A 23,001-nucleotide genomic window follows, 5' to 3' on the forward strand; every position below is an offset into this window, starting at 1 on the left:
TTTTCCCATTAGCCAAACCCGCTTCGGCGGGGAAGAAGAAACCTTAACCATGGCCACTATCCACGTAGACGGCAAAGATTTCGAAGTCGATGGTGCGGACAACCTGCTACAGGCGTGTCTGTCTCTCGGGCTCGATATCCCCTACTTCTGCTGGCACCCGGCGCTCGGCAGCGTCGGCGCCTGCCGCCAATGCGCGGTCAAGCAGTACAGCGATGAAAACGACAAACGCGGCCGGCTCGTCATGTCCTGCATGACACCGGCCACCGACAACAGCTGGATCTCCATCGACGATGAAGAAGCCAAGCAGTTCCGCGCCAGTGTTGTTGAATGGCTGATGACCAACCACCCGCACGACTGCCCGGTGTGCGAGGAAGGCGGTCATTGCCACCTGCAAGACATGACCGTGATGACCGGCCACAACGAGCGGCGCTATCGCTTCACCAAGCGTACGCACCAGAATCAGGAACTCGGCCCGTTCATTGCGCATGAAATGAACCGTTGCATCGCCTGCTACCGCTGCGTGCGTTATTACAACGACTACGCGGGCGGCACCGACCTCGGCGTCTACGGCGCACACGACAACGTCTACTTCGGCCGCGTTGAAGACGGCACCCTCGAAAGCGAGTTTTCAGGCAACCTCACCGAAGTCTGCCCGACTGGCGTGTTCACCGACAAAACCCACTCCGAACGCTACAACCGCAAGTGGGACATGCAGTTTGCACCGAGCATCTGCCACGGCTGCGCAAGCGGCTGCAACATCAGCCCCGGCGAGCGCTACGGTGAAATCCGGCGCATCGAAAACCGCTTCAACGGCTCGGTAAACCAGTACTTTCTGTGCGACCGTGGTCGCTTCGGTTATGGCTACGTCAACCGTGAAGACCGCCCGCGCCAGCCTCAATTCGGCAAGCTGAAACTCGGCATTGATGCGGCGCTGGATAAAGCCGCTGAGTTGTTGCGTGGCAAGAACATCATCGGCATCGGCTCGCCACGAGCCAGTCTGGAAAGCAACTTTGCCCTCAGCGAGCTGGTCGGTGAAGCGCATTTCTACAGCGGTATTGCTGCCGATGAGCTGGCCAATATTCAGCTGATTCGCGACATCCTGCAAAACGGCCCGCTGCCGGTAGCGTCGATGCGTGATGTTGAAAGCCATGACGCCGTGTTCGTGCTCGGTGAAGACCTGACCCAGACAGCAGCGCGTCTGGCATTGGCCCTGCGCCAAACCGTGAAAGGCAAAGCCACTGAAATTGCCGCTTCGATGAAAATCCAGGACTGGCACATGGCGGCCGTGCAGAACGTCGCTCAGGACGCACGCCACCCGCTGTTTATCGCCAGCGTAACCGCTACCCGCCTGGATGACGTTGCCGAGAAATGCGTGCATGCCGCACCCGACGATCTGGCGCGCCTAGGCTTCGCCGTCGCGCACGCCATTGATCCGAGCGCCCCCGCAGTTAATGCCCTGGAGCCGGAAGCACTGGCGCTGGTCAAGCAGATTGCCGATGCCCTGCTCGCTGCCAAACGCCCGCTGATTGTCTCCGGTGCATCGCTGGGCAACCGGGCGATTATCGAGGCCGCTGCCAACATCGCCAGCGCCCTGAAAAATCGCGAGAAAAATGGCTCGATCAATCTGGTGGTTGCCGAAGCCAACAGCATGGGCCTAGCTCTGTTTGGCGGCAAATCGCTGGACGACGCCTTGCAGGCGCTGACATCCGGCGCAGCCGATGCCGTGGTGGTACTGGAAAACGATCTTTACCGCCGCGCTGATGCTGCCAAGGTCGATGCTGCACTGGCAGCGGCGAAGAGCGTGATTGTTGCCGATCACCAGCGCACCGCCACCAGCGACAAGGCGCACATGTTGCTCTCGGTCGCCAGCTTCGCCGAAGCCGATGGCACGCTGGTGAGCAGTGAAGGCCGCGCTCAGCGTTTCTTTCAGGTATTTGAGCCAAGCTACTACGACGATAAGATTCTGGTTCGTGAAGGCTGGCGCTGGCTGCATGCCCTGCACAGCACTTTGCTGGAAAAGCCGGTCGACTGGACTCAGCTTGATGAAGTGACGGATGCCTGCGCCGCGAAAAATCCGCAACTGGCCGCTATTCGTGAAGCAGCGCCTGCTGCCACGTTCCGCATCAAGGGCCAGAAACTGGCGCGCGAGCCGCATCGTTACAGTGGCCGTACCGCCATGCGCGCCAACATCAGCGTGCACGAACCGCGTCAGCCGCAAGACAAAGACACGGCCTTTGCGTTCTCGATGGAAGGTTACTCGGGCAGCAAGGAAGACCGTCAGCAGATTCCATTTGCCTGGTCGCCGGGCTGGAACTCGCCGCAAGCCTGGAACAAGTTCCAGGACGAGGTAGGCGGTCATTTGCGCGCTGGTGATCCGGGTGTTCGTTTGCTCGAGACTGCCGGCAACGCAATCGCTTGGTTCACTGTTAACGCGCCGTTCAATCCTCCCGCGGGCACCTTGCAAGGTGTGCCGCTGTATCACCTGTTTGGCAGCGATGAAACTTCGGCGCTGGCTAAACCGATCCAGCAGCGCATTCCAGAGGCCTATATCGCCTTGGCTAAAGCCGAAGCTGATCGTCTGGGCGTTAACGATGGTGCGCTGATCAGCCTGAACATCAACGGCCAGCCGGTGCGCCTGCCTGTGCAGATCAATGATGATCTGGCCATTGGTTTGGCGGGCTTGCCAGTCGGGCTTGCCGGTATTCCGGCGTCCATCGCTGGTAGCGTGCTCACCGATCTGAAGGAGGCTGCGCAATGAGCTGGCTTACTCCCGAGGTGATCGACGTGATCATCGCCGTGGCTAAAGCGGTGGTGATTCTGCTTGCGGTGGTTATCTGCGGCGCGCTGCTGAGCTTTTTCGAGCGGCGTTTGCTCGGCTGGTGGCAGGATCGTTACGGCCCGAACCGGGTTGGCCCGTTCGGCAGCCTGCAAATTGTCGCGGACATGCTGAAAATGTTCTTCAAAGAGGACTGGACGCCACCATTCGCTGACAAGGCGGTGTTCATCATCGCCCCGATGATTGCATTCGCCGCGATGTTGCTGGCCTTTGCGATTATTCCGGTTACACCGAACTGGGGCGTTGCCGATCTCAACATCGGCATCCTGTTCTTCTTCGCCATGGCCGGTTTGTCGGTCTACGCCGTGCTGTTTGCCGGCTGGTCAAGTAACAACAAGTTCGCCCTGCTCGGCAGCTTGCGCGCCTCGGCCCAGACCATTTCATATGAAGTGTTCCTGGCCCTGTCGCTGATGGGCATCGTCGCGCAGGTTGGCTCGTTCAACATGCGCGACATCGTCGATTATCAAGCGCAGCACCTGTGGTTCATCATTCCGCAGTTCTTCGGTTTCTGCACCTTCTTCGTCGCAGGTGTTGCGGTAACGCACCGTCATCCATTCGACCAGCCGGAAGCCGAGCAAGAACTGGCAGATGGTTACCACATCGAATACGCCGGGATGAAATGGGGCATGTTTTTCGTCGGTGAATACATCGGCATCGTCACCATCTCGGCCTTGCTGGTAACCCTGTTCTTCGGCGGCTGGCACGGACCTTTCGGCATTCTGCCGCAGATTCCGTTCATCTGGTTCGCGCTTAAAACCTGCTTCTTCATCATGCTGTTCATTCTGCTGCGCGCCTCTATTCCGCGCCCACGCTATGACCAGGTGATGGCATTCAGCTGGAAGTTCTGCTTGCCGCTGACCTTGATCAACCTGCTGGTGACCGGCGCACTCGTGCTGGCCGCGGCCCAGTAAGGAGCTTTATATGTTTACTTACATCAAGGATGTCGTGCACGGCACCTACACCCAGCTTCGCAGCCTGGTGATGGTGTTCAGCCACGGTTTCCGCAAACGCGACACGCTGCAATACCCTGAAGAAGCAGTTTATTTGCCGCCGCGCTACCGTGGTCGAATCGTCCTGACCCGCGATCCCGACGGTGAAGAACGCTGCGTAGCCTGCAACCTGTGCGCTGTCGCCTGCCCGGTCGGTTGTATCTCGCTGCAGAAAGCCGAAACCGAAGACGGCCGCTGGTATCCGGACTTCTTCCGCATCAACTTCTCGCGCTGCATTTTCTGCGGCCTGTGCGAAGAAGCGTGCCCGACCACCGCGATCCAGCTGACCCCGGATTTCGAGATGGGCGAGTACAAGCGCCAGGACCTGGTGTATGAAAAAGAAGACCTGCTGATCTCGGGCCCGGGCAAATACCCGGACTACAACTTCTACCGCGTCGCCGGCATGGCCATTGCCGGCAAGCCGAAAGGCGCTGCGCAGAACGAAGCCGAGCCGATCAACGTGAAAGGCTTGCTGCCCTAAGGACGAACAATGGAATTCGCTTTCTACTTCGCCGCGGGTGTTGCCGTGGCTGCCACGTTCAGGGTTATCACCAATACCAATCCGGTGCATGCCCTGCTCTATCTGATCGTCTCGTTACTCGCCGTGTCGATGACCTTCTTTGCCCTTGGTGCGCCGTTTGCCGGTGCGCTCGAAGTAATCGTCTACGCCGGCGCCATCATGGTGTTGTTCGTCTTCGTGGTGATGATGCTCAACCTCGGGCCAGATGCGGTCGAGCAAGAGAAAAAATGGCTATCGCCCGGTATTTGGGTGGGGCCTGCAATTCTCTCGACCCTGTTGCTGGCGCAATTGCTCTACGCACTGTTCGTCGAGCCTTCCGGCACGACTATCGGCGGCTCTACCGTCAGTGCCAAAACCGTGGGTATCAGTCTGTTTGGCCCGTATTTGCTGGTGGTCGAACTGGCTTCAATGCTGTTGCTTGCCGCACTGGTCGCCGCCTACCACTTGGGCCGCCACGACGCTAAGGATGTGACGCCATGAATGGAATTCCAATGGAGCATGGCCTCGCGCTCGCGGGCCTGTTGTTCAGCTTGGGCCTGATCGGCCTGATGGTACGGCGCAACATCCTGTTCGTGCTGATGAGTCTTGAAGTCATGATGAACGCCACCGCACTGGCCTTTATTGTCGCGGGGAGCCGCTGGGCACAGCCCGACGGCCAGGTAATGTTCATTCTGGTGATCACCCTTGCAGCCGCCGAAGCCAGCATTGGCCTGGCCATTCTGCTGCAACTGTACCGCCGCTTTAATACCCTCGATATCGACGCTGCAAGCGAGATGCGCGGATGAACCTACTATTTCTGACCTTCGTATTTCCCCTGCTCGGCTGGTTGCTGCTGTCGTTCTCACGTGGGCGCATTTCGGAAAATCTGGCCGCGCTGATTGGCGTGGGCTCCGTCGGCCTTTCGGCGCTGACGGCTGCCTGGGTGATCCTGCAGTTCAACATCAACCCGCCGGCTGATGGCGTATTCACCCAGGTGCTTTGGCAGTGGATGGACGTCGACGGCTTCGCCCCGAGCTTCACCCTGTATCTGGACGGTTTGTCGGTGACCATGCTCGGTGTCGTGACCGGCGTCGGTTTTCTGATTCACCTGTTCGCCAGCTGGTACATGCGCGGCGAAGAAGGCTATTCGCGCTTCTTCTCGTACACCAACCTGTTCATCGCCAGCATGCTGTTTCTGGTGCTTGGCGATAACCTGCTGTTCCTCTACTTCGGCTGGGAAGGCGTGGGGCTCTGCTCGTATCTGCTGATCGGCTTCTACTACAAGCACACCGCCAACGGCAATGCGGCCCTGAAAGCCTTTATCGTTACGCGCATTGGTGATGTGTTCATGGCCATCGGCCTGTTCATTCTGTTCCAGCATCTGGGCACCTTGAACATTCAGGAACTGATGGTGCTGGCGCCACAGAAGTATGTTGCCGGAGACACCTGGCTCTGGCTGGCCACCCTGATGTTGCTCGGCGGTGCAGTCGGCAAGTCCGCACAGCTACCGCTACAGACCTGGCTGGCTGATGCGATGGCCGGCCCGACGCCGGTCTCGGCGCTGATTCACGCGGCCACCATGGTTACGGCAGGTGTTTACCTGATTGCCCGCACCCACGGCTTGTTCCTGCTGACACCGGATATTCTCGAACTGGTGGGCATTGTCGGTGGCGTGACCCTGGTCATGGCCGGTTTCGCGGCGTTGGTGCAAACCGACATCAAGCGCATTCTGGCCTATTCGACCATGAGCCAGATCGGCTACATGTTCCTCGCACTGGGCGTAGGCGCATGGGACGCGGCGATCTTCCACCTGATGACCCACGCCTTCTTTAAGGCCCTGTTGTTCCTCGCCTCGGGCGCGGTGATCAACGCCTGTCACCACGAACAGAACATCTTCAAGATGGGCGGTTTGTGGAAGAAGCTGCCATTGGCCTACGCCAGCTTTATCGTCGGTGGTTCTGCGCTTGCCGCCCTGCCGCTGATTACCGCCGGCTTCTATTCCAAGGATGAGATCCTCTGGGAAGCCCTCGCCAGCGGCCACAGTTATCTACTGTATGCCGGTTTGGTTGGTGCGTTCCTGACCTCGATCTACACCTTCCGCCTGATCTTCATCGCGTTCCACGGTGAGGCCAAGACCGAAGCGCACGCTGGCCACGGTATTGCCCATTCGCTGCCGCTGATGGTGCTGATTGTACTGTCGACCTTCATCGGCGCACTCATCACCCCACCGCTGGCGGGTGTGTTGCCTGAGAGCGTCGGGCATGCGGGCGGTGAGGCGCAACACGGCCTCGAAATCACCTCCGGAGTGATCGCCATCGCCGGCATCCTGCTCGCGGCCATGCTGTTTCTTGGCAAGCGCAAAGTCGTCAGCAGCATCGCCCACAGTCCGGTTGGTCGCTTCCTTTCGGCCTGGTGGTTTGCCGCATGGGGCTTCGATTGGCTGTACGACAAACTCTTTGTGCAGCCGTATCTGCTGATCACTCACTTGCTCCGGCGCGATCCGTTCGATCGCATTATCGGGCTGGTACCGCGTTTTGTCCGGGTGTGCAACGTGCTGCTGGCCAGCACCGTCACCGGCAAATTGCGCTGGTACGCCATGTCTATCGCTGGGGGCGCTGTGCTGGTTCTCGCCCTGTTGTTACTGAATTAAGGAAAACCGACAGTCATGATTCTGCCCTGGCTAATCCTTATCCCCTTTATTGGCGGCCTGTTGTGCTGGCAAACCGAGCGGTTCAGCAACACGCTGCCGCGCTGGATCGCCCTCGTCACCATGCTTCTGCTGTTCGGCTTTGGTCTGTTGCTGTGGATCACCGGCGATTTCACCCAGGCCCCAGCGCCAGGCGGTGATCCGGTGTGGGCTCACGAGTTTCAGGTGCAATGGATCCCGCGTCTGGGCATCACCCTGCACTTGGCTATGGACGGTTTGTCTGTGCTCATGGTCGCCCTCACCGGCCTGCTCGGCGTGCTTTCGGTGCTGTGTTCATGGAACGAGATTCAAAACCGTGTGGGCTTCTTCCACCTCAACCTGATGTGGATTCTCGGCGGCGTAGTCGGCGTATTCCTCGCCGTCGACCTGTTCCTGTTCTTCTTTTTCTGGGAAATGATGCTGGTGCCGATGTACTTCCTTATCGCGCTCTGGGGTCATAGCGGCAGCGAAGGCAAGACCCGCATCAACGCGGCGACCAAGTTCTTCATCTACACCCAAGCCAGCGGCCTGATCATGCTGATTGCAATTGTCAGTCTGGTATTTGTGCACTTCGACCAGACCGGCGTATTGACCTTCAACTACGCCGACCTGCTTAAAACGCAAATGTCACGTTCGACCGAATACCTGCTGATGCTTGGCTTCTTCATCGCCTTCGCGGTCAAGTTTCCGGTGGTGCCGTTTCACTCCTGGCTGCCAGATGCACATGCTCAGGCACCTACGGCAGGTTCGGTTGACCTGGCCGGTATTCTGCTGAAAACCGCAGCCTACGGCTTAATCCGCTTTGCCTTGCCGCTGTTCCCGCATGCCTCTGCCGAGTTCGCGCCGATTGCCATGTGGCTCGGTGCATTTGCGATTATTTACGGCGCCTTGCTGTCGTTCGCGCAGACCGACATTAAACGCCTGATCGCCTACTCCAGCGTCTCGCACATGGGTTTTGTACTCATCGCCATCTACTCCGGCAGCGAAATCGCCATGCAGGGCGCGGTTGTGCAGATGATGGCCCACGGTTTGTCAGCGGCCGCCCTGTTCATTCTCTGCGGCCAGCTCTATGAGCGTCTCGGGACGCGGGATATGCGCGAGATGGGCGGTATCTGGGGGCGCATGCCCTGGCTTCCGGCAATCAGCCTGTTCTTCGCCGCTGCCGCGCTGGGTATGCCCGGCACCGGCAACTTTGTTGGCGAGTTCCTGATCCTGATCGGCAGCTTCCCAGTTGCCCCCTGGCTCACCGCGATTGCGGCCACCGGCCTGGTATTTGGTTCGGTCTACTCGCTGATCATGATTCACCGCGCCTACTTCGGCCCGGCCAAATCCGACGCACCGCTGGCGGGCCTGAAAGCTCGTGAATTGAGTATGGTGCTGGGTCTGGCTGCGCTGCTGGTGTTGCTTGGCGTGTATCCGCAGCCGGTGCTCGACACCTCCGCAGCCAGTACGCATGGCGTACAGATGTGGATGAGCAACGCCCTTAATCAACTCGAACTGGCTCGGTAAGTAGTTTTATGGATCTCACAATTCAACACTTCCACGCGCTGCTACCACTGCTGATTACCAGCATCACCCTGATTGCGGTGATGCTCGGTATTGCCTGGAAGCGCGACCATGCGCTGGCGTTCGGTATTTCGGTGATTGGCCTCAATCTAGCGCTGTTTTCGGTGTTCATTGCTGCCAGCGCTACCCCCATCGAAGTCACGCCGCTGCTCAAGATCGACAAGTTCGCCTGCTTCTACATGGCGCTGGTACTCGCCTCGACGCTCGCCTGCGTCACCCTGATCCACGCCTACCTTGGCAACGAGCCGGGCAAAGGTTATCCGGGCAATCGCGAAGAGCTTTATCTGTTGATGCTGCTCTCGGCGGCGGGCGGTCTGGTGCTGGTCAGTGCCCAGCATCTTGCGGGGCTGTTCATTGGCCTGGAACTGCTGTCGGTGCCCAGCTACGGGATGATCGCGTACGCGTTCTTCAACAAGCGCTCGCTGGAAGCCGGTATCAAGTACATGGTGCTGTCGGCGGCGGGCTCGGCCTTTTTGCTGTTCGGCATGGCGTTGCTCTATGCCGAAGCTGGCAGCCTCAGCTTCAACGGCATCGCCGCGCTGCTGACCAACAGCACCGCACCTGCGCTGATTGTTGAAGTGGGCTTCGGCATGATGTTGGTTGGCCTCGCCTTCAAACTCTCGCTCGTACCGTTCCACCTGTGGACGCCGGATGTCTACGAAGGTGCGCCCGCCCCGGTCGCCGCCTTCCTGGCAACGGCCAGCAAAGTGGCGGTGTTTGCAGTGCTGCTGCGTCTGTATCAGATGTCGCCGGCCGCCAGCGGTGGCTGGATGAGCGACCTGCTGAGCCTGATTGCCATCGCCTCGATTCTGGTCGGTAACCTGCTCGCCTTGTTGCAGAACAACATCAAGCGACTTCTGGGTTATTCATCCATCGCCCACTTCGGCTATTTGCTGATCGCCCTGATCGCCAGCAAGGGCTTGGCCACCGAGGCCATTTCGGTGTACCTGATGACCTACGTGCTGACCACCTTGGGCGCGTTCGGCGTGATAACCCTGATGTCGACGCCCTTCACCGGCCGCGATGCCGATGCGCTGTACGAATACCGCGGGCTGTTCTGGCGCCGTCCGTACCTCACAGCGGTACTGACGGTGATGATGCTCTCGCTGGCCGGTATCCCGCTCACGGCAGGTTTTATCGGAAAGTTCTACATCATCGGTGTGGGTGTGCAATCGCAGCAATGGTGGCTGCTGGCTGCATTGGTGGTGGGCAGCGCGATTGGCGTTTTCTACTACCTGCGCGTCATGGTTACCCTGTTTCTGGTTGAGCCGAACCTGCGTCGTCACGATGCACCGTTTGACTGGGGCCAGCGCGCTGGCGGGATGATGCTGATGATTGTCGCCTTGCTGGCGTTCATTCTCGGCGTTTACCCGCAACCGTTGCTGTCGCTGGTAGCCAACATGGGCCTCGGCTAAGAGGCTTGTTGCGAGGCGTGCGGCCATCCTGGCTCACGCCTCAACCCCAACCCCAACCCCAACCCCGTTACATCCCCTCGCGCGCTATTCAGCGCCGCATGCGCCGCTCGGCCAACGTACAAAAGAACTCGACATACTGCTGATAACCCCCGGCGAAGATGACATCGAGGCGCAGCGGATCGTCCGCGTCGGTGATGTTGACAAGCCCGGGCCACGGTTGCAGATCGGCCTGCTGCGCGTAGCGCTGTAAATACGCGGCATCCACCCCGGGTCTCTTCACCTCGCCAGCGCTGCTGTCGATATACACCACCTGATTATCACGCTCGAACGACTCGCCCATCGCCTGCACCACGCTCAGGAATCCGCGATCACTGCCACCACGCTGCTGTTCAACTCCATTCTCAGCGGTGCTGGAACTGAGCGTATCGCCGACCCCGACAATGCGCGGCATCAGCGCTCGGTCGAAGTGCTTACCGGCCAGTGCCAGCAAGCCATCGAGATCACGCGGGGCCTGTCGCGCATTGAAGTCTTCACCTAGCGGGTATTCGCCGGTTTTGCTGAAGTAGTAATGGTTAAGGATCACCAGCACCCCGACTTCCTTGATCGCGCCGGTGAGCATGAATTGAAAATCAGTGGTCCCGGCATTGTCTTCACTGGCGGGTTTCAGACGCTCAAGCCCTTGGTTGTCGCGGCCTGAGTTGGGCGCATAGTGTGTGAAAAAACAGCCTTCGAGGCCCTGTTCGTACGCCTCGCGGTGCAGCGCGCCGAGGAAGCTGGCGAGGTCATTTTGCAACTGGCGGTAAAGCCCGTTTGATGCTGCAAAATGGCGGTAGAACGCATTGATGTTAACCGTGGGCGACGCCAGATTATCCAGCACGGTCGAGGCAATCAGCCGCTCGGCTGTGGCGCTGTCCAGGCTATATGGCGCACTGCTGAGTCGCGCTCGCAAGAACGCTGCGGCCTTGTGCGGAACCTGCTGCAAAAACGCTAATTCGGCGTCCGATACACCCGGATGCGTCACAACGCCAAAACGGTCTTGCAGTTGCACGCCGCCGGCGGCCAAACCCGGCAGATAAAGACCCTCCTGCGCCGCTAAAGACGGCGTGGCACAGGCCCTTTCAACAATCGGGTTCACGCCTCGACTGCCGATATGCTCGCCGTTGGTGAGGACATAGAATTGGCCGGCAAGGCGCGCTGCGGCAGCGATATAACGCGGTTCGATCTGGCGGGTCAGCGGATCGCCAACCAGCTGCATGCAGACGCCGTCGAGGTCTTGAATAATCAGCAGTTGCTCGGTCGCCAGCAGCGATTCGAGCAGTTCGGTGGAATCGAGGGAATACCCTTTTTGATAATCAGCCATGCACCCATGTTAACCGCGCAGAGCGGTTGCGCCCAAGTTTTGAGCGGCAGGCTGGTCTTGGCGTGTGCTGATCGTTGAGCGGTATAGAAGCAGGATTAACGGGAAAAGATGTGCAGCGAAAGGCGGATGAACAGAGTGTTCATCCGCCCTGCGGAGGCGTTTACAGAACCATCGCGGCGACCCAGCCGAAGATGATCAGCGGGATGTTGTAGTGCAGGAAGGTCGGCACCACGCTGTCCCAGATATGGTTGTGCTGGCCGTCGATGTTCAGACCCGAGGTTGGCCCCAGTGTCGAATCAGACGCGGGCGAGCCGGCATCACCCAGCGCACCAGCGGTGCCGACGATGCAGACAATGGCGATCGGACTGAAACCCAACTGCACGCCCAGCGGCACGAAAATCGCGGCAATGATTGGCACCGTCGAAAACGATGAGCCAATGCCCATGGTCACCAGCAAACCCACCAGCAGCATCAGCAACGCGCCAATCGCTTTGTTGTTGCCGATCAGCGTGGCGGCGCTGTCTACCAGACTCTTCACATCGCCGGTGGCACGCATCACTTCGGCGAAACCTGCGGCGGCGATCATGATGAAGCCGATCATGGCCATCATCTTCATGCCTTCGGTGAACAGGTCATCGGCCTCTTTCCAGCGCACCACGCCGGAAACAGAGAAAATCACGAAACCGGCCAACGCCCCGATAATCATCGAGTCGAGCCATAGTTGCACCACGAACGCCACGGCTACAGCAACGCCAGCAACCAGTAAGCTTTTGGGGTTGTAGCTGACGTCTGCGCGCTCGACCTGCTCGATTTTCTCAAGGTCATAAACGCGCTTCTTGCGGTAGCTGAACAACACGGCCACCAGCAGGCCGCAGAGCATGCCCAGTGCAGGCAAGGCCATGGCGTGCGTCACGCTGATACCGGTGATATCGACACCGGCCTTGGCGACGTTACCGAGCAGAATCTCTTTCAGGAAGATCCCGCCAAACCCTACCGGCAGGAACATATAAGGCGTTACCAGACCGAACGTGAGCACGCAGGCGATCAGGCGACGGTCGAGCTGCATTTTGCTCATTACATACAACAGCGGCGGAACCAGCAGCGGAATGAAGGCAATGTGAATCGGCAGAATGTTCTGCGAAGAGATCGCCACGCAGAGCAGCAGCGCCAGCAAAATCCACTTCAACGGCCCGGCGCCCTGCTGCTCTTGATTGCCGACCATGGTCAGGGCTTTATCTGCCAGCGCATGCGCCATGCCAGACTTGGCGATGGCAACTGCGAATGCACCCAGCAGCGCATAGGACAGTGCAACCGTAGCACCGCCGCCCAGGCCATCGTTGAAGGCCTTCAGCGACCCTTCGATACCCAGCCCGCCGATCATGCCACCGGCCAATGCGCCGACAATAAGTGCGACAACCACGTGCACCCGGCACAAGCTCAGGATCAGCATGATGCCGACCGCTGCAATTACTGCGTTCATTACTCGCTCCCCAATAGCCGCCAGCCCAGCATTCACGCGCGGGCGACGCTGAAAAAGGCGCGTACTCTGCCGCAAGCAACCGGTGCTGTCAAAACACCATCGCTAATCCCATGACCTGCAGCAAGCCATTGCCCGCCCGCGCATTGCTGGTTAGCCTGCAGAATTACCTCTCAAAGGACCTGTCATGCTCAACATCGTTCTGGTTGCCGGTTCCAGCCGTGCCAACAGCCAATCAGCAAAAGTCGCCCGCCATCTGCAACAACGACTGATCGAACTCGGCCACACAGCCGAACCCATCTGCAGCGTGCTCGACCTTGGAGAAACGCCTCTGCCGCTCTGGCCAAGTGAAAATCCGGGGCCTTGGCCGCAATACAGCCAACGCCTGCAATCCTGTGATGCGTTGGTGGTGGTTGCGCCGGAGTGGAACGGCATGGCCTGCCCGGCGATCAAGAACTTCTTCATCTTTGCCAGCAAAACCGAATTGGCGCATAAGCCGGGCCTGCTGGTTGGCGTTTCGTCCGGCATCGGCGGCGCCTATCCCATTGCTGAACTGCGCGCCTCAAGCTACAAGAATTGCCGGCTGTGCTACCTGCCCGAACACCTGATCGTGCGTAACGTCGAGGCGCTGATGAATGAGGGCCACGCGGCCAGCGACGCGGACGAACGCATCCGCCAACGCGCCGACTATGCACTGGATATTCTGTGCAAGTACGCCGAAGCACTTAAGCCTGTGCGCGAGAGCATCAGCTTTGCCAACCCGGCGTTCACCAACGGCATGTGAACGGGCCAACGGTTTAACTACGGAAAAGTGAGGTAAATCGCTGTAGCGCTTCACTTTTCTGTAAAGAATAGACATACCTAGCCGATAGATGGGGTTACCAGAGATAAACCCAAAGGTGCCTCCATGCTGTTCCGTCGGCTCTCCATCCAATTGAAAATCACCTTGCTGGCAGGTCTTTGCCTGTTTGCCGTGGTGGTCCTGCTGGTCAGCGCGTCCATGCTGCAAAGCAATCGCACTGCCGAATTTGTCCGCACCTCAAGCAGCGAAATGCTCAGGGAAAGCGCCGAGAAGCGTCTGGAATCCCGCGCCGAACTGCAGGCAATCCGCATTCAGCGTTACTTCATGGATGCCTATCAGTACGGCCACGGTTTTTCCCGCCAGGTACTGTTTCTGCGTGATCAAGCCAACAAGCGCTTTCTCGACGCCTTTGACCTGCGCGAAGACATGACGCGCCAAGTGCGCAACAGCCTTGAAGCCAACCCGTCGATTCTGGGGTTGTATCTGGTATTCGAACCAAATGCATTGGATGGCAAGGATGAGCTGTTTGCCGAGCAGACTGAGCTTGGCAGCAACGACAAGGGCCGCTTCTCGCTGTACTGGTCGCAACCAACGCCTGGCGAGCTTGAGTCCAGCACAATGACTGAAACCGAGCTCAACAACACCGAAATCGGGGCCAGTGGCGCACCTTACAACACCTGGTACACCTGCCCGCGCGACACCGCCAAGGCCTGCGTACTTGAGCCCTACTTTGATGATGTGGCGGGCAAGCAGGTGCTGATGACCAGCATCGCTTTCCCGCTGTTTCTCGACGGCAAAGTCATTGGTGTGATGGGTCTGGACATCAGCCTCGACAGCCTGCAAAAACTCAGCACCGATGCCAGCTCAAGCCTGTATGACGGCACCGCCAATATCAGTATTTTCAGCCCGTCAGCATTCCTCGCCGGGCACAGTAAAGATGCCGGCATGCTCAGCAAGAAAGTTGCCGAGGCTTATCCGCAGCAAGCCGCCGAGCTGCTGCCGCTGATCAATAACGGTCAGGCCGCGACGCTCAACCACGGTGATTCCTTGCGCGTGGTTGCGCCGTTCAAGCCCATCCCGGAGGCCGGCAACTGGAGCGTGCTGATTGAAGTGCCGCAAAAGGTGCTGCAAGCGCCAGCACTCGAACTGGAACAACAGCTCGACTCGCGTAGCACCACAGACAGCAGCGTTTCGCTGTTGATTGGTCTGGTCGCGATACTGGTTGGTCTGGGGCTGGTCTGGCTGACCGCGCTGGGTGTGACTAAACCGATCCGCGGCGTTTCCAACATGCTCAAGGATATTGCCTCGGGCGAAGGCGATCTGACGCGCCGCCTGACTTATAACAAGGCCGATGAGCTGGGTGAATTGGCGGGTTGGTTCAACCGTTTCCTCGACAAGTTGCAGCCGATCATCGCCGAGGTGAAACACAGCGTGGTGGATGCACGCGGCACAGCCGACCAGTCTGCGGCGATTGCCAGCCAGACCAGCGCGGGCATGCAGCAACAGTTCCGTGAAGTCGATCAGGTGGCCACAGCCTTCCAGGAAATGAGTGCGACTGCGCATGACGTCGCGCAAAGCGCAGCACAGGCAGCTGATGCGGCCCGTAGTGCTGATCAGGCGACACACGAGGGCCTGGGCGTGATCAACCAGACCACCTCCTCCATCGAGTTGCTGGCCAATGAGATGAGCGTGGCCATGGAAGAAGTCGAGGGGCTGGCCACCAGCAGCGAACAAATCGGTTCGGTGCTGGAAGTGATCCGCTCGATTGCCGAGCAAACCAATCTGCTCGCGCTCAACGCAGCTATCGAGGCGGCGCGCGCCGGTGAAGCCGGTCGTGGTTTTGCGGTCGTCGCCGATGAGGTGCGCAATCTGGCGCGCCGCACGCAGGACTCAGTCGAAGAAATTCGTCAGGTAATTGAGAACCTGCAAGGCGGCACCCGTGAAGTGGTCAACACCATGCAGAGCAGCCATCGCCAGGCTCAGGGCAGCGTGCTGCAGGTCGAGCAAGCGGTAGCCGCGCTGCAACGCATCAGTCAGGCGGTGAGTGTGATTACCGACATGAACCTGCAAATCGCCAGCGCCGCCGAAGAGCAAAGCTCGGTGGCCGAAGAGATCAACCGCAACGTGGCCTCGATTCGCGATGTCACCGAGTCGATCACCCTGCAAGCGGACGAAAGTGCGCAGGTCAGCCAGAATCTCAACCGGCTGGCCAATCAGCAACAGGGCCTGATGGACCAGTTCCGCGTCTGAACCTGATCCGCCACAAACAACAACGCCCGGTGCAGTGCATCGGGCGTTGTTGTTTGGGCGGTATTAAATATGCGGACGAATTGGCAGCGTGATCTGCACGCGCAAACCGCCGAGATCACTTTGCTCAAGCTCAATGCTCCCGCCCCAGGCCTCGACAATATCGCGCACAATGCCCAGCCCAAGGCCGTGGCCGCTGACTTGTTCATCCAGCCGAATGCCGCGGCTAAGCACCTCACTGCGTTTCTCTTCAGCAATTCCGGGGCCGTCATCATCGACCCAAATGCAATAGCCCTGCGCCGTAGTCTCAATGCGCAGTTCAACCTGACTGTTGGCCCACTTGCAGGCGTTGTCGAGCAAGTTACCCAGCAGCTCCAGCACGTCTTCGCGATCACGCGCCAGCCGCAAACCCGGTTTGGCGTGCCACTGCAGATTGATATCGCGCCGGTGAATCATCGCCAGTGTCGAAACCAGGCTTGGCAATTCGCGATCACAGTCGAAATAAGCACCCGGCAATACATCACCAGCTAACCGCGCACGACCCAACTCCCGGCCCATGCGCTGCTCTATCTGCTCGAGCTGATCTTCAAGGTTCTTGCGAATCTCGGGTAACTGCACCAGCTCCTCACGCGAAGCCAGACTGAACAGCACCGCCAGCGGGGTTTTCATGGCGTGGCCGAGATTGCCCAGCGCGTTGCGCGAACGTTTGAGGGTTTCTTCGGTATGGGCTAACAGGTGATTGATCTGGCCTACCAGCGGCAGCAGTTCTTCCGGCACCTCGTTATCCAACTCGGCGCGTTGCCCTTGCTGCAATTGGGCGATCTGCTTGCGGGTCTGTTCAAGTGGCCGCAACGCGCGGTGCACCAGCCAGCGCTGCAGCAACAACAGCACGAACAGCGCGGCAATGCCCATCGCCAAACCGATCTGCTGAACACGCCTGACGCTTTTCAGAACCGGCGTGTAGTCCTCGGCCACGTAAATAGAAAGGGGCTTGCCGAAGCGCTGATAATCGCCGCGATAGGTCAACAGTTTTTGCGCTTGCGGGCCGTCGCCCAATGCCTGCTGTAAACCGGGGGTACTGGAGGGCTTCAGTTCGCTGTCCCACAGTGAGCGAGAACGCCAAGTTTGCCCTGGCGCATCAATGCGAAAGTAATGGCCAGAGTATGGCCGCTGGTAGGAAGCGCTGAGTCGGGTTGAGTCGAGCAGTATTCCTTCCGGGCCGCGCACCAGCGCCAGCAAGAGGGTTTGCGCCTCATCTTCGAGGCCGGATTGCAGGTAGCTGCGCAGGCTTTTATCAAACAGCCACACACTGGTCTGGGCCAGCAGCAGGCCGACGACCAGCAACATGGCGATCAGGCCGATACTTAACTGGCGTTGGATCGACTTCAAGCCATATCACCTGTGAACCGATAGCCTTGGCCACGTCGCGTCTCGATGGCATCGCGGCCCAACTTACGGCGCAGGTGATTGACGTGAACCTCGATCACGTTGGAGTCCCGCTCACTCTCGCCGTCGTAGAGATGATCGGCAAGGTGGCTCTTCGACAGAATTCGCCCCGGATGCAGCATGAAATAGCGCAACAGGCGGAACTCGGCAGCGGTCAGATCGACTTCATCGTCGCCCCGGTGCACGCATTGGCGGCTCTCATCAAGGCGCAGGCCGGCGGCTTCGATGTGCGATTGATTGGCCAGCCCATGTGCACGGCGCAGCAATGACTGAATGCGTAATTGCAGCTCTTCCGGGTGGAAAGGTTTACTCATGTAGTCGTCGGCGCCAGCCTTGAGGCCTTCGATGCGCTCTGACCATGAGCCGCGCGCAGTCAGCACCAGCACCGGCATGCTCAAACCTGCGGCACGCCACTCCTGCAATACCTCAAGCCCCGGTTTGCCGGGTAGGCCGAGGTCGAGAATAACCAGATCATAGGGTTCAACCGCGCCCTGGCTCGCGGCATCACGGCCATCCGCCAGCCAATCAACTGCATAGCCTTGCCGGCTCAGGCTGGCGACCAACTCGTCGGCCAACGGCACATGATCTTCAACCAATAGCAAACGCATTCAGTCGTCTTCCTCATCCTTCAGGATTTGCCCGTTATGGGCATCCAGATCCAGTTCGCGCACTACACCTTCCTGCGTCAACAACTCGACTTCGTAGACCAGTACACCATGCTCGTCCTCAAGCTCTGCACCCAATAGCGTCGCCATCGGATAACGCTGCAATGCGGGTTGCATCAACTGTTCAAGCGGCATTATGACACCTTCACGGCGCAGCCTGAGGGCTTCGTCCTGATCCAGGTCTTTGGCGTGTGCGCTCATGGCCAACGTCAACACGACTAATGCACTGCACAAGACAACGGACTTCATGAGGCGTCCGGCACTTGGTCAATCAATTGTGCATCCGTGGCGTCCAGCGTCAGAGCCCAGCCAACACCCTTTTCATCCTTAACTTCAACCTTGTAGCGATATTTGCCATAGGCTTCCTCGACGCTGCCCCGGCCAATTCGCGCACCCGGCAACTGGTCTTGCACCGCCTGATGCAATTGCTCCAGCGGGCGAATGGTGCCGGTCTCGAGTAAATGCTGGGTCTCACCGGCACTCAGTACGCGTGCCTGAGCCATGCCGGCGACGGCCAGAACCAGCGCGACCACCATGACTGCAATAAGACTTTTCATATTGATACCCATATATTCGTTTAGCTTCGAAACAACACTATGGGCATTGACTTAATTGAAGCTGAAAATAGCCGGATCATCAGTAAGCTGGCTTGTAAGCGGCCATTCACCGGCTGAAGTCACTTGGCCTGCTCGCTCTGCGCTCTATAATCGCCCATCGGCTGGAGGACACGCATGAGCGCCATTCATATCAAATCCCGGGCATTGACCCTCAAGGCAGGTCATCGCGCCTTGCACAAAATTCGCCAGCAAGGGCTGCAACCTGCCGATGTCGGCATTATTCCGGGTGCGGCGGGCGGCCCCAAAGCACTAGGCATTCAAGGGCTGGATCTGGCCCTGTTCGGCGACTGGCTGCAACGTGCGCCCCGCCAACGCTCGCTGATCGGCGCCTCGATCGGTTCCTGGCGATTTGCCAGCGCCTGCCTGCCGGATTCCGCACAAGGCATTCGCAGGCTTGGCGAGCTATACACCTCGCAGCGTTTCGCCAAAGGCGTGACCATGGCGCAAGTGTCCGCCAGTTGCCGGCAGATGCTCGATGAGTTGTTCGACGGTCAGGATCAAGCGGTACTCGACAACCCCAATTACCGACTGAATATCCTCGTAGTCAAAAGCCATGGCCTGCTCGCGCTGGATCAGCCGCGCTCACTCGGGTTGGGGCTGGGCGCGGTGATCGGCAACAACATGCTCGGCCGTGCACGACTGTCGCGCCATTTCGAGCGACTGATCATGCACGACGCCCGCTTGCCGCCGCCGCTGCTGCCACTGACCGATTTCCCGTCGCGCTACCTGCCACTGGATATCGACAACCTGCGCCATGCCTTGCTGGCCTCCGGCTCGATTCCTCTGGTGATGGAAGGCGTGCGCGACATTCCGGGCGCTGGCGCCGGGACCTATCGTGATGGCGGCTTGCTCGACTATCACCTTGACCTGCCTTTTCAGGGCGAAGACATCGTGTTGTATCCGCACTTCACTGACCGGGTGATTCCCGGCTGGTTCGACAAGACCATGCCGTGGCGGCGTGCCGATGCGTCGCGCATGCAGGATGTATTGCTCCTTGCGCCGTCGCAGACGTATCTGGCCAGCCTGCCGTTTACCAAGTTGCCGGACCGCAAAGACTTCAAACGGTTCTTGGGCGACGACATGGGACGTGAACGCTACTGGCGCAAAGCCATGAGCGAGAGCCAGCGGCTGGGCGATGAGTTCCTCGAATTGGTGGAAACAGGCAAGCTCGCGGAGCAGATAACACCCCTGAATTGAACGGTCCAGCCAGTGAAACCCATGGTGTGATTAGCTAGAAACTCCCTTAAAACACCTGTTTTATTGCGCTGGATCAATTCATTTCACTTTTTTATTGAATTCTCAGGATTTTTCCGAACCCGTATGTGACTTCTTGGTCAACTCAAGTCATCAACACCTATAACTGGTCAATGTGGCGCGCTGCACCGCTTGACCGTTAGGAATACTGGGATTTACTCGGAGAACCGACCCATGAATGCTCCACTGCGTTTCAACGAAGCTCTGCTGATTGCCGACCGCGCTTTTCAACCTTTTCAATGCGTGGCCTGGTCACCACAAAATGGCACTGACGCGATCTCGCTCACTGTTATCGACCGCACCAGCACCCGTGCACTCAACCGCACCCAGCTGTCGAGCCTGACTTACAGTGACCCGGCCCAATTGGCTCAGGCACTGATCGCCTCACGCGAAGAACTCAGCCGTCAGGGTTATACGCTAGCCCCGTGGAGTATGCCGGAGTAATACCGCGCTGTAAGTGGCTATAAGCCAACAAGGGCGCGTGCCTGAACGCACACGCGCCCTGCTCCACCTTCCCTCGTTCATTCGCTGTACTTGGCAATATCTGTGGGTTTATTGACCTTGTTGCCAGCCTCTCTCTGAGCGCAAACTGTTGCCAACACTCATTCGGGGTTGCCAATGAACTCGCTCAAAACAATCGCCTGCCTGATCTATCCGGACGTCATGAGCCTCGACGTTACCGGGCCGCTGCAAGTCTTTGCCTCCGCCAACGTAGAGCGCCAGCGTCAGGGTTTGCCGGCGTATTACCGCATCACCGTATTGGCGCAAACCCCTGGCCCGGTAGCCACCTCGGCCGGCTTTGCTATCGTCGCCGATCAAGCGTTGGCAGACACACCGCCAAATTCAGTGGACACACTGCTGATACCAGGTGGAATTGGCGAGACAGCGCAATGTGCCAACCTGCAGTTGCTCAATTGGCTTGCGGACGGCGAGCCGCACATCCGCAGGCTTGGCTCTGTCTGCTCGGGCGCATTGATCCTGGCCGCAGCCGGATTACTCGATGGCTGCAAAGCAACCACGCACTGGGCCGATATCGACACCTTGCGCAGCCGCTATCCGCAAGTCGAAGTTAGCGCGGACCAACTGCATACCTACGACCCGCAAGACCTCAACGGCTCAGCGCACCTGTTTACATCGGCGGGCGTTACCGCCGGGATTGATCTTGCACTGGCTTTGATCGAAGCCGATCTGGGCCGGCAAATGGCATTGGCTGTGGCAAGACGGCTGGTGATGTTCTTGCGCAGGCCCGGTGGCCAGAGCCAGTTCAGCGCCCTGTTAACGCCCGAGCCCAGCCGGGTGCCACGCCTTGCTGCCTTGCTTGAATGGATACCGCACAACCTCAACGCCGACCTTTCACTCGAGACACTTGCCGAGCAGGCGCACATGAGCCCGCGCACGCTGTCGCGCCTGTTTGTCCAGGAGTTTGGCGTCGGCCCTGGTCGTTATGTTGAGCAAGTGCGGGTCGAGTCTGCGCGCAATCTGCTTGGCGCCGGCCATGTATCAATCAGCACCGTCGCGCGGCTCGCAGGATTCGGCCACCCGGAAAACCTGCGCCGCAGCTTTCACAAGCACCTGGCAGTGAGCCCGCAAGAGTACGCCGAGCGCTTTGGTGCGCGCCAACTGGCCAGCCATTAATCAGCAACTTAACCGACCGTACCCGGAGCCAATATGCTCGAACTGCGCCCTAACTGTGAATGCTGCGATTGCGACCTGCCATTCGATGCCGACAACGCGCTGATCTGCTCGTTTGAGTGCACGTTCTGCGCGCATTGTGCGCAGACCACGCTCAACGGCAAATGCCCAAACTGCGCCGGTGAACTGGTGCGTCGCCCGCGCCGCCCAAGCGAGAAAACCCAGCGCTTTCCGGCCTCGACCACACGCGTCCACGCTACCAAATGACGTGCCGATTACCGGTGCAAAACAGCCCGCATCAATACGATTAAATCTAAGGTTGAGACCCATGTTACTCCTTGAAAACCGCACTGTGCTGCGCCTGTTTATTTGCCAGGCCCTGTATTGGAGTTGCGCGATGGTCGGGATTACCCTGACTGCGCTGATCGGCCTGCAGCTGGCACCGCTGAATATCCTCGCGACCCTGCCGCTGGCGTTATTGGTGCTCGGAAACTTACTGGCTGTACAGCCGTTATCGGTGTTCATGCAACGCAGGGGCCGGCGCGCAGGCTTCATGCTGGGCGCCGCCTGCGGTGTAGTTGGCGGCTTGATCAGCGCACTGGGTGTATGGCTGGGGGATTTCAGCTTGCTGTGCTTAGGCGCATTGCCAACTGGTGCGTATCAGGCGTCTTCAATGTTTTATCGGTTTGCCGCGCTGGAAGCTGTGAGTGAGTCAGAAAAAGGCCGTGCCACAGCTTACGTCATTGCCGGTGGCGTGGTCGCCGCCCTGATTGCACCGAGCCTGATGCAGTTGTCTAAAACCCTCATCAGCGCACCCTTTGTCGGCGCCTACCTGCTGGTTGCAGTGCTGGCGGCAGGCGCAGGGCTGATTCTCTCGCAGCTGGCGGGCGGTGGCCTCATTGCCCCCGCGCCAGGCGGCTTTGGCGCCATGCGCGAGCTGCTCACGCGGCCCATAGTTCGGGCGGCGATAACCACGACCGCAGTCGCCCACGGCTTAATGATTTTGGTCATGAACGCAACGCCACTGGCCATGCAGATGTGTGGATTTGCAATCGAGCAAAGCACACAGGTAATTCAGTGGCATTTGCTTGGCATGTTCCTGCCCGCTTTTTTTGCCGGCCCTTTGGTCGACAAACTTGGCAGCCTGACGGTGGCGGTGCTCGGCGCGCTGATTCTGTTAGCCAGTGCCGGCATCGGTTTCAGCGGGATTGGCCAAGCGTACTTTATGATCAGCTCAGTACTGCTGGGCGTCGGCTGGAACCTGATGCTGGTCGCGGGCACTACATTGCTCGCACAAGGCTACGCAGCCCATGAACGTGGCCATGCCCAAGGCTTGATGGAGCTGAGCAATGGCAGTGTCGCCGCCCTCGCCTCATTCGCCTCGGGCGCACTGATAAACAGCCTTGGCTGGGGGGCGGTGAATATCGGGATGCTGCCGCTGATTATCCTTGCACTGATGATGCTCTGGCCGGTTCGCGGCGGCAAAGCGCAGCTGTCGGGCTCATAAACC

Annotated in this window: 20 protein-coding genes and 2 pseudogenes; 16 read left to right on the forward strand and 6 right to left on the reverse strand. The window is 59.0% G+C overall.

The window, feature by feature from the left end; translation table 11 throughout:
* Positions 1–49: 49 nt before the first annotated feature.
* The 8 genes from nuoG to nuoN are packed head-to-tail and all read left to right on the forward strand — an operon-like array spanning position 50 to position 9,991.
* Positions 50–2,758, forward strand: coding sequence for an NADH-quinone oxidoreductase subunit NuoG (nuoG, locus tag BM395_RS11705; RefSeq protein WP_090512020.1), 2,709 nt, complete (start codon positions 50–52; stop codon positions 2,756–2,758).
* Positions 2,755–3,747, forward strand: a complete 993-nt coding sequence (gene nuoH, locus BM395_RS11710; protein ID WP_090512023.1) for an NADH-quinone oxidoreductase subunit NuoH — start codon at positions 2,755–2,757, stop codon at positions 3,745–3,747. Before nuoG ends, nuoH begins: the two co-directional genes overlap by 4 nt.
* A 10-nt stretch (positions 3,748–3,757) precedes the next feature.
* Positions 3,758–4,306, forward strand: coding sequence for an NADH-quinone oxidoreductase subunit NuoI (nuoI, locus tag BM395_RS11715; protein WP_069900254.1), 549 nt, complete (start codon positions 3,758–3,760; stop codon positions 4,304–4,306).
* 9 nt (positions 4,307–4,315) lie between these two features.
* Entirely contained in the window at positions 4,316–4,825 is a 510-nt protein-coding gene (nuoJ, locus tag BM395_RS11720) for an NADH-quinone oxidoreductase subunit J (RefSeq protein WP_069900253.1), read from the forward strand.
* A complete protein-coding gene (nuoK, locus tag BM395_RS11725; RefSeq protein WP_069900252.1) occupies positions 4,822–5,130 on the forward strand; it encodes an NADH-quinone oxidoreductase subunit NuoK in 309 nt (102 codons plus the stop codon). Before nuoJ ends, nuoK begins: the two co-directional genes overlap by 4 nt.
* A complete protein-coding gene (gene nuoL, locus BM395_RS11730; protein ID WP_090512025.1) occupies positions 5,127–6,974 on the forward strand; it encodes an NADH-quinone oxidoreductase subunit L in 1,848 nt (615 codons plus the stop codon). Before nuoK ends, nuoL begins: the two co-directional genes overlap by 4 nt.
* A gap of 15 nt (positions 6,975–6,989) precedes the next feature.
* Positions 6,990–8,519 (forward strand): NADH-quinone oxidoreductase subunit M, encoded by a 1,530-nt coding sequence (gene nuoM / locus BM395_RS11735; RefSeq protein WP_069900250.1) that lies wholly within the window; start codon positions 6,990–6,992, stop codon positions 8,517–8,519.
* A gap of 8 nt (positions 8,520–8,527) precedes the next feature.
* On the forward strand, positions 8,528–9,991 hold the full coding sequence (nuoN, locus tag BM395_RS11740; protein ID WP_069900249.1) for an NADH-quinone oxidoreductase subunit NuoN: 1,464 nt from the start codon (positions 8,528–8,530) through the stop codon (positions 9,989–9,991).
* Between the two features lie 88 nt (positions 9,992–10,079).
* Here the strand turns inward: nuoN and stpA are convergent, their stop codons facing one another.
* Both stpA and BM395_RS11750 read right to left on the reverse strand, forming a co-directional pair.
* Positions 10,080–11,351 carry a glucosylglycerol 3-phosphatase gene (gene stpA, locus BM395_RS11745; protein WP_090512028.1) on the reverse strand — a complete coding sequence of 424 codons (1,272 nt, stop codon included), beginning with the start codon at positions 11,349–11,351 and terminating at the stop codon, positions 10,080–10,082.
* A gap of 160 nt (positions 11,352–11,511) precedes the next feature.
* Positions 11,512–12,831 carry a Na+/H+ antiporter family protein gene (locus tag BM395_RS11750; RefSeq protein WP_090512031.1) on the reverse strand — a complete coding sequence of 440 codons (1,320 nt, stop codon included), beginning with the start codon at positions 12,829–12,831 and terminating at the stop codon, positions 11,512–11,514.
* A gap of 184 nt (positions 12,832–13,015) precedes the next feature.
* Here BM395_RS11750 and BM395_RS11755 point away from each other — a divergent pair, with 184 nt between their 5' ends.
* From BM395_RS11755 to BM395_RS23850, 3 genes and pseudogenes are all read left to right on the forward strand, one after another.
* Positions 13,016–13,612, forward strand: a complete 597-nt coding sequence (locus BM395_RS11755) for an NADPH-dependent FMN reductase (protein WP_090512034.1) — start codon at positions 13,016–13,018, stop codon at positions 13,610–13,612.
* 444 nt (positions 13,613–14,056) lie between these two features.
* Positions 14,057–15,022, forward strand: a pseudogene (locus BM395_RS23845) (PDC sensor domain-containing protein); the annotation flags it as partial.
* Between the two features lie 342 nt (positions 15,023–15,364).
* Positions 15,365–15,880, forward strand: a pseudogene (locus BM395_RS23850) (methyl-accepting chemotaxis protein); the annotation flags it as partial.
* A 63-nt stretch (positions 15,881–15,943) separates the two neighbouring features.
* Here the strand turns inward: BM395_RS23850 and BM395_RS11765 are convergent.
* Genes BM395_RS11765 through BM395_RS11780 form a run of 4 tightly spaced genes read right to left on the reverse strand, consistent with a single transcriptional unit; the run spans position 15,944 to position 18,545 of the window.
* Positions 15,944–17,266, reverse strand: coding sequence for an ATP-binding protein (locus BM395_RS11765; protein WP_090512036.1), 1,323 nt, complete (start codon positions 17,264–17,266; stop codon positions 15,944–15,946).
* Complete coding sequence (locus BM395_RS11770) at positions 17,263–17,931, reverse strand: response regulator transcription factor (protein ID WP_090512039.1); 669 nt, start codon at positions 17,929–17,931, stop codon at positions 17,263–17,265. Before BM395_RS11770 ends, BM395_RS11765 begins: the two co-directional genes overlap by 4 nt.
* Entirely contained in the window at positions 17,932–18,237 is a 306-nt protein-coding gene (locus BM395_RS11775) for a PepSY domain-containing protein (protein WP_090512043.1), read from the reverse strand.
* Complete coding sequence (locus BM395_RS11780) at positions 18,234–18,545, reverse strand: PepSY domain-containing protein (RefSeq protein WP_069900389.1); 312 nt, start codon at positions 18,543–18,545, stop codon at positions 18,234–18,236. Before BM395_RS11780 ends, BM395_RS11775 begins: the two co-directional genes overlap by 4 nt.
* A gap of 174 nt (positions 18,546–18,719) precedes the next feature.
* On the opposite strand from BM395_RS11780, the gene BM395_RS11785 reads away from it, so the two are divergent.
* The 5 genes from BM395_RS11785 to BM395_RS11805 all read left to right on the forward strand — a co-directional run bounded on the left by BM395_RS11785 (position 18,720) and on the right by BM395_RS11805 (position 22,998).
* Positions 18,720–19,802, forward strand: coding sequence for a patatin-like phospholipase domain-containing protein (locus BM395_RS11785; RefSeq protein ID WP_090512046.1), 1,083 nt, complete (start codon positions 18,720–18,722; stop codon positions 19,800–19,802).
* A gap of 231 nt (positions 19,803–20,033) precedes the next feature.
* Entirely contained in the window at positions 20,034–20,303 is a 270-nt protein-coding gene (locus BM395_RS11790; protein WP_069900240.1) for a hypothetical protein, read from the forward strand.
* Between the two features lie 174 nt (positions 20,304–20,477).
* Entirely contained in the window at positions 20,478–21,494 is a 1,017-nt protein-coding gene (locus BM395_RS11795) for a GlxA family transcriptional regulator (protein WP_090512049.1), read from the forward strand.
* Positions 21,495–21,527: 33 nt separating this feature from the next.
* Complete coding sequence (locus BM395_RS11800; protein WP_090512052.1) at positions 21,528–21,758, forward strand: DUF1272 domain-containing protein; 231 nt, start codon at positions 21,528–21,530, stop codon at positions 21,756–21,758.
* A gap of 61 nt (positions 21,759–21,819) precedes the next feature.
* Positions 21,820–22,998 (forward strand): MFS transporter, encoded by a 1,179-nt coding sequence (locus BM395_RS11805; protein ID WP_090512055.1) that lies wholly within the window; start codon positions 21,820–21,822, stop codon positions 22,996–22,998.
* Positions 22,999–23,001: the final 3 nt, after the last annotated feature.

The organism is Pseudomonas marincola (assembly GCF_900116605.1).
Taxonomy (GTDB): Bacteria; Pseudomonadota; Gammaproteobacteria; order Pseudomonadales; family Pseudomonadaceae; genus Aquipseudomonas; species Aquipseudomonas marincola.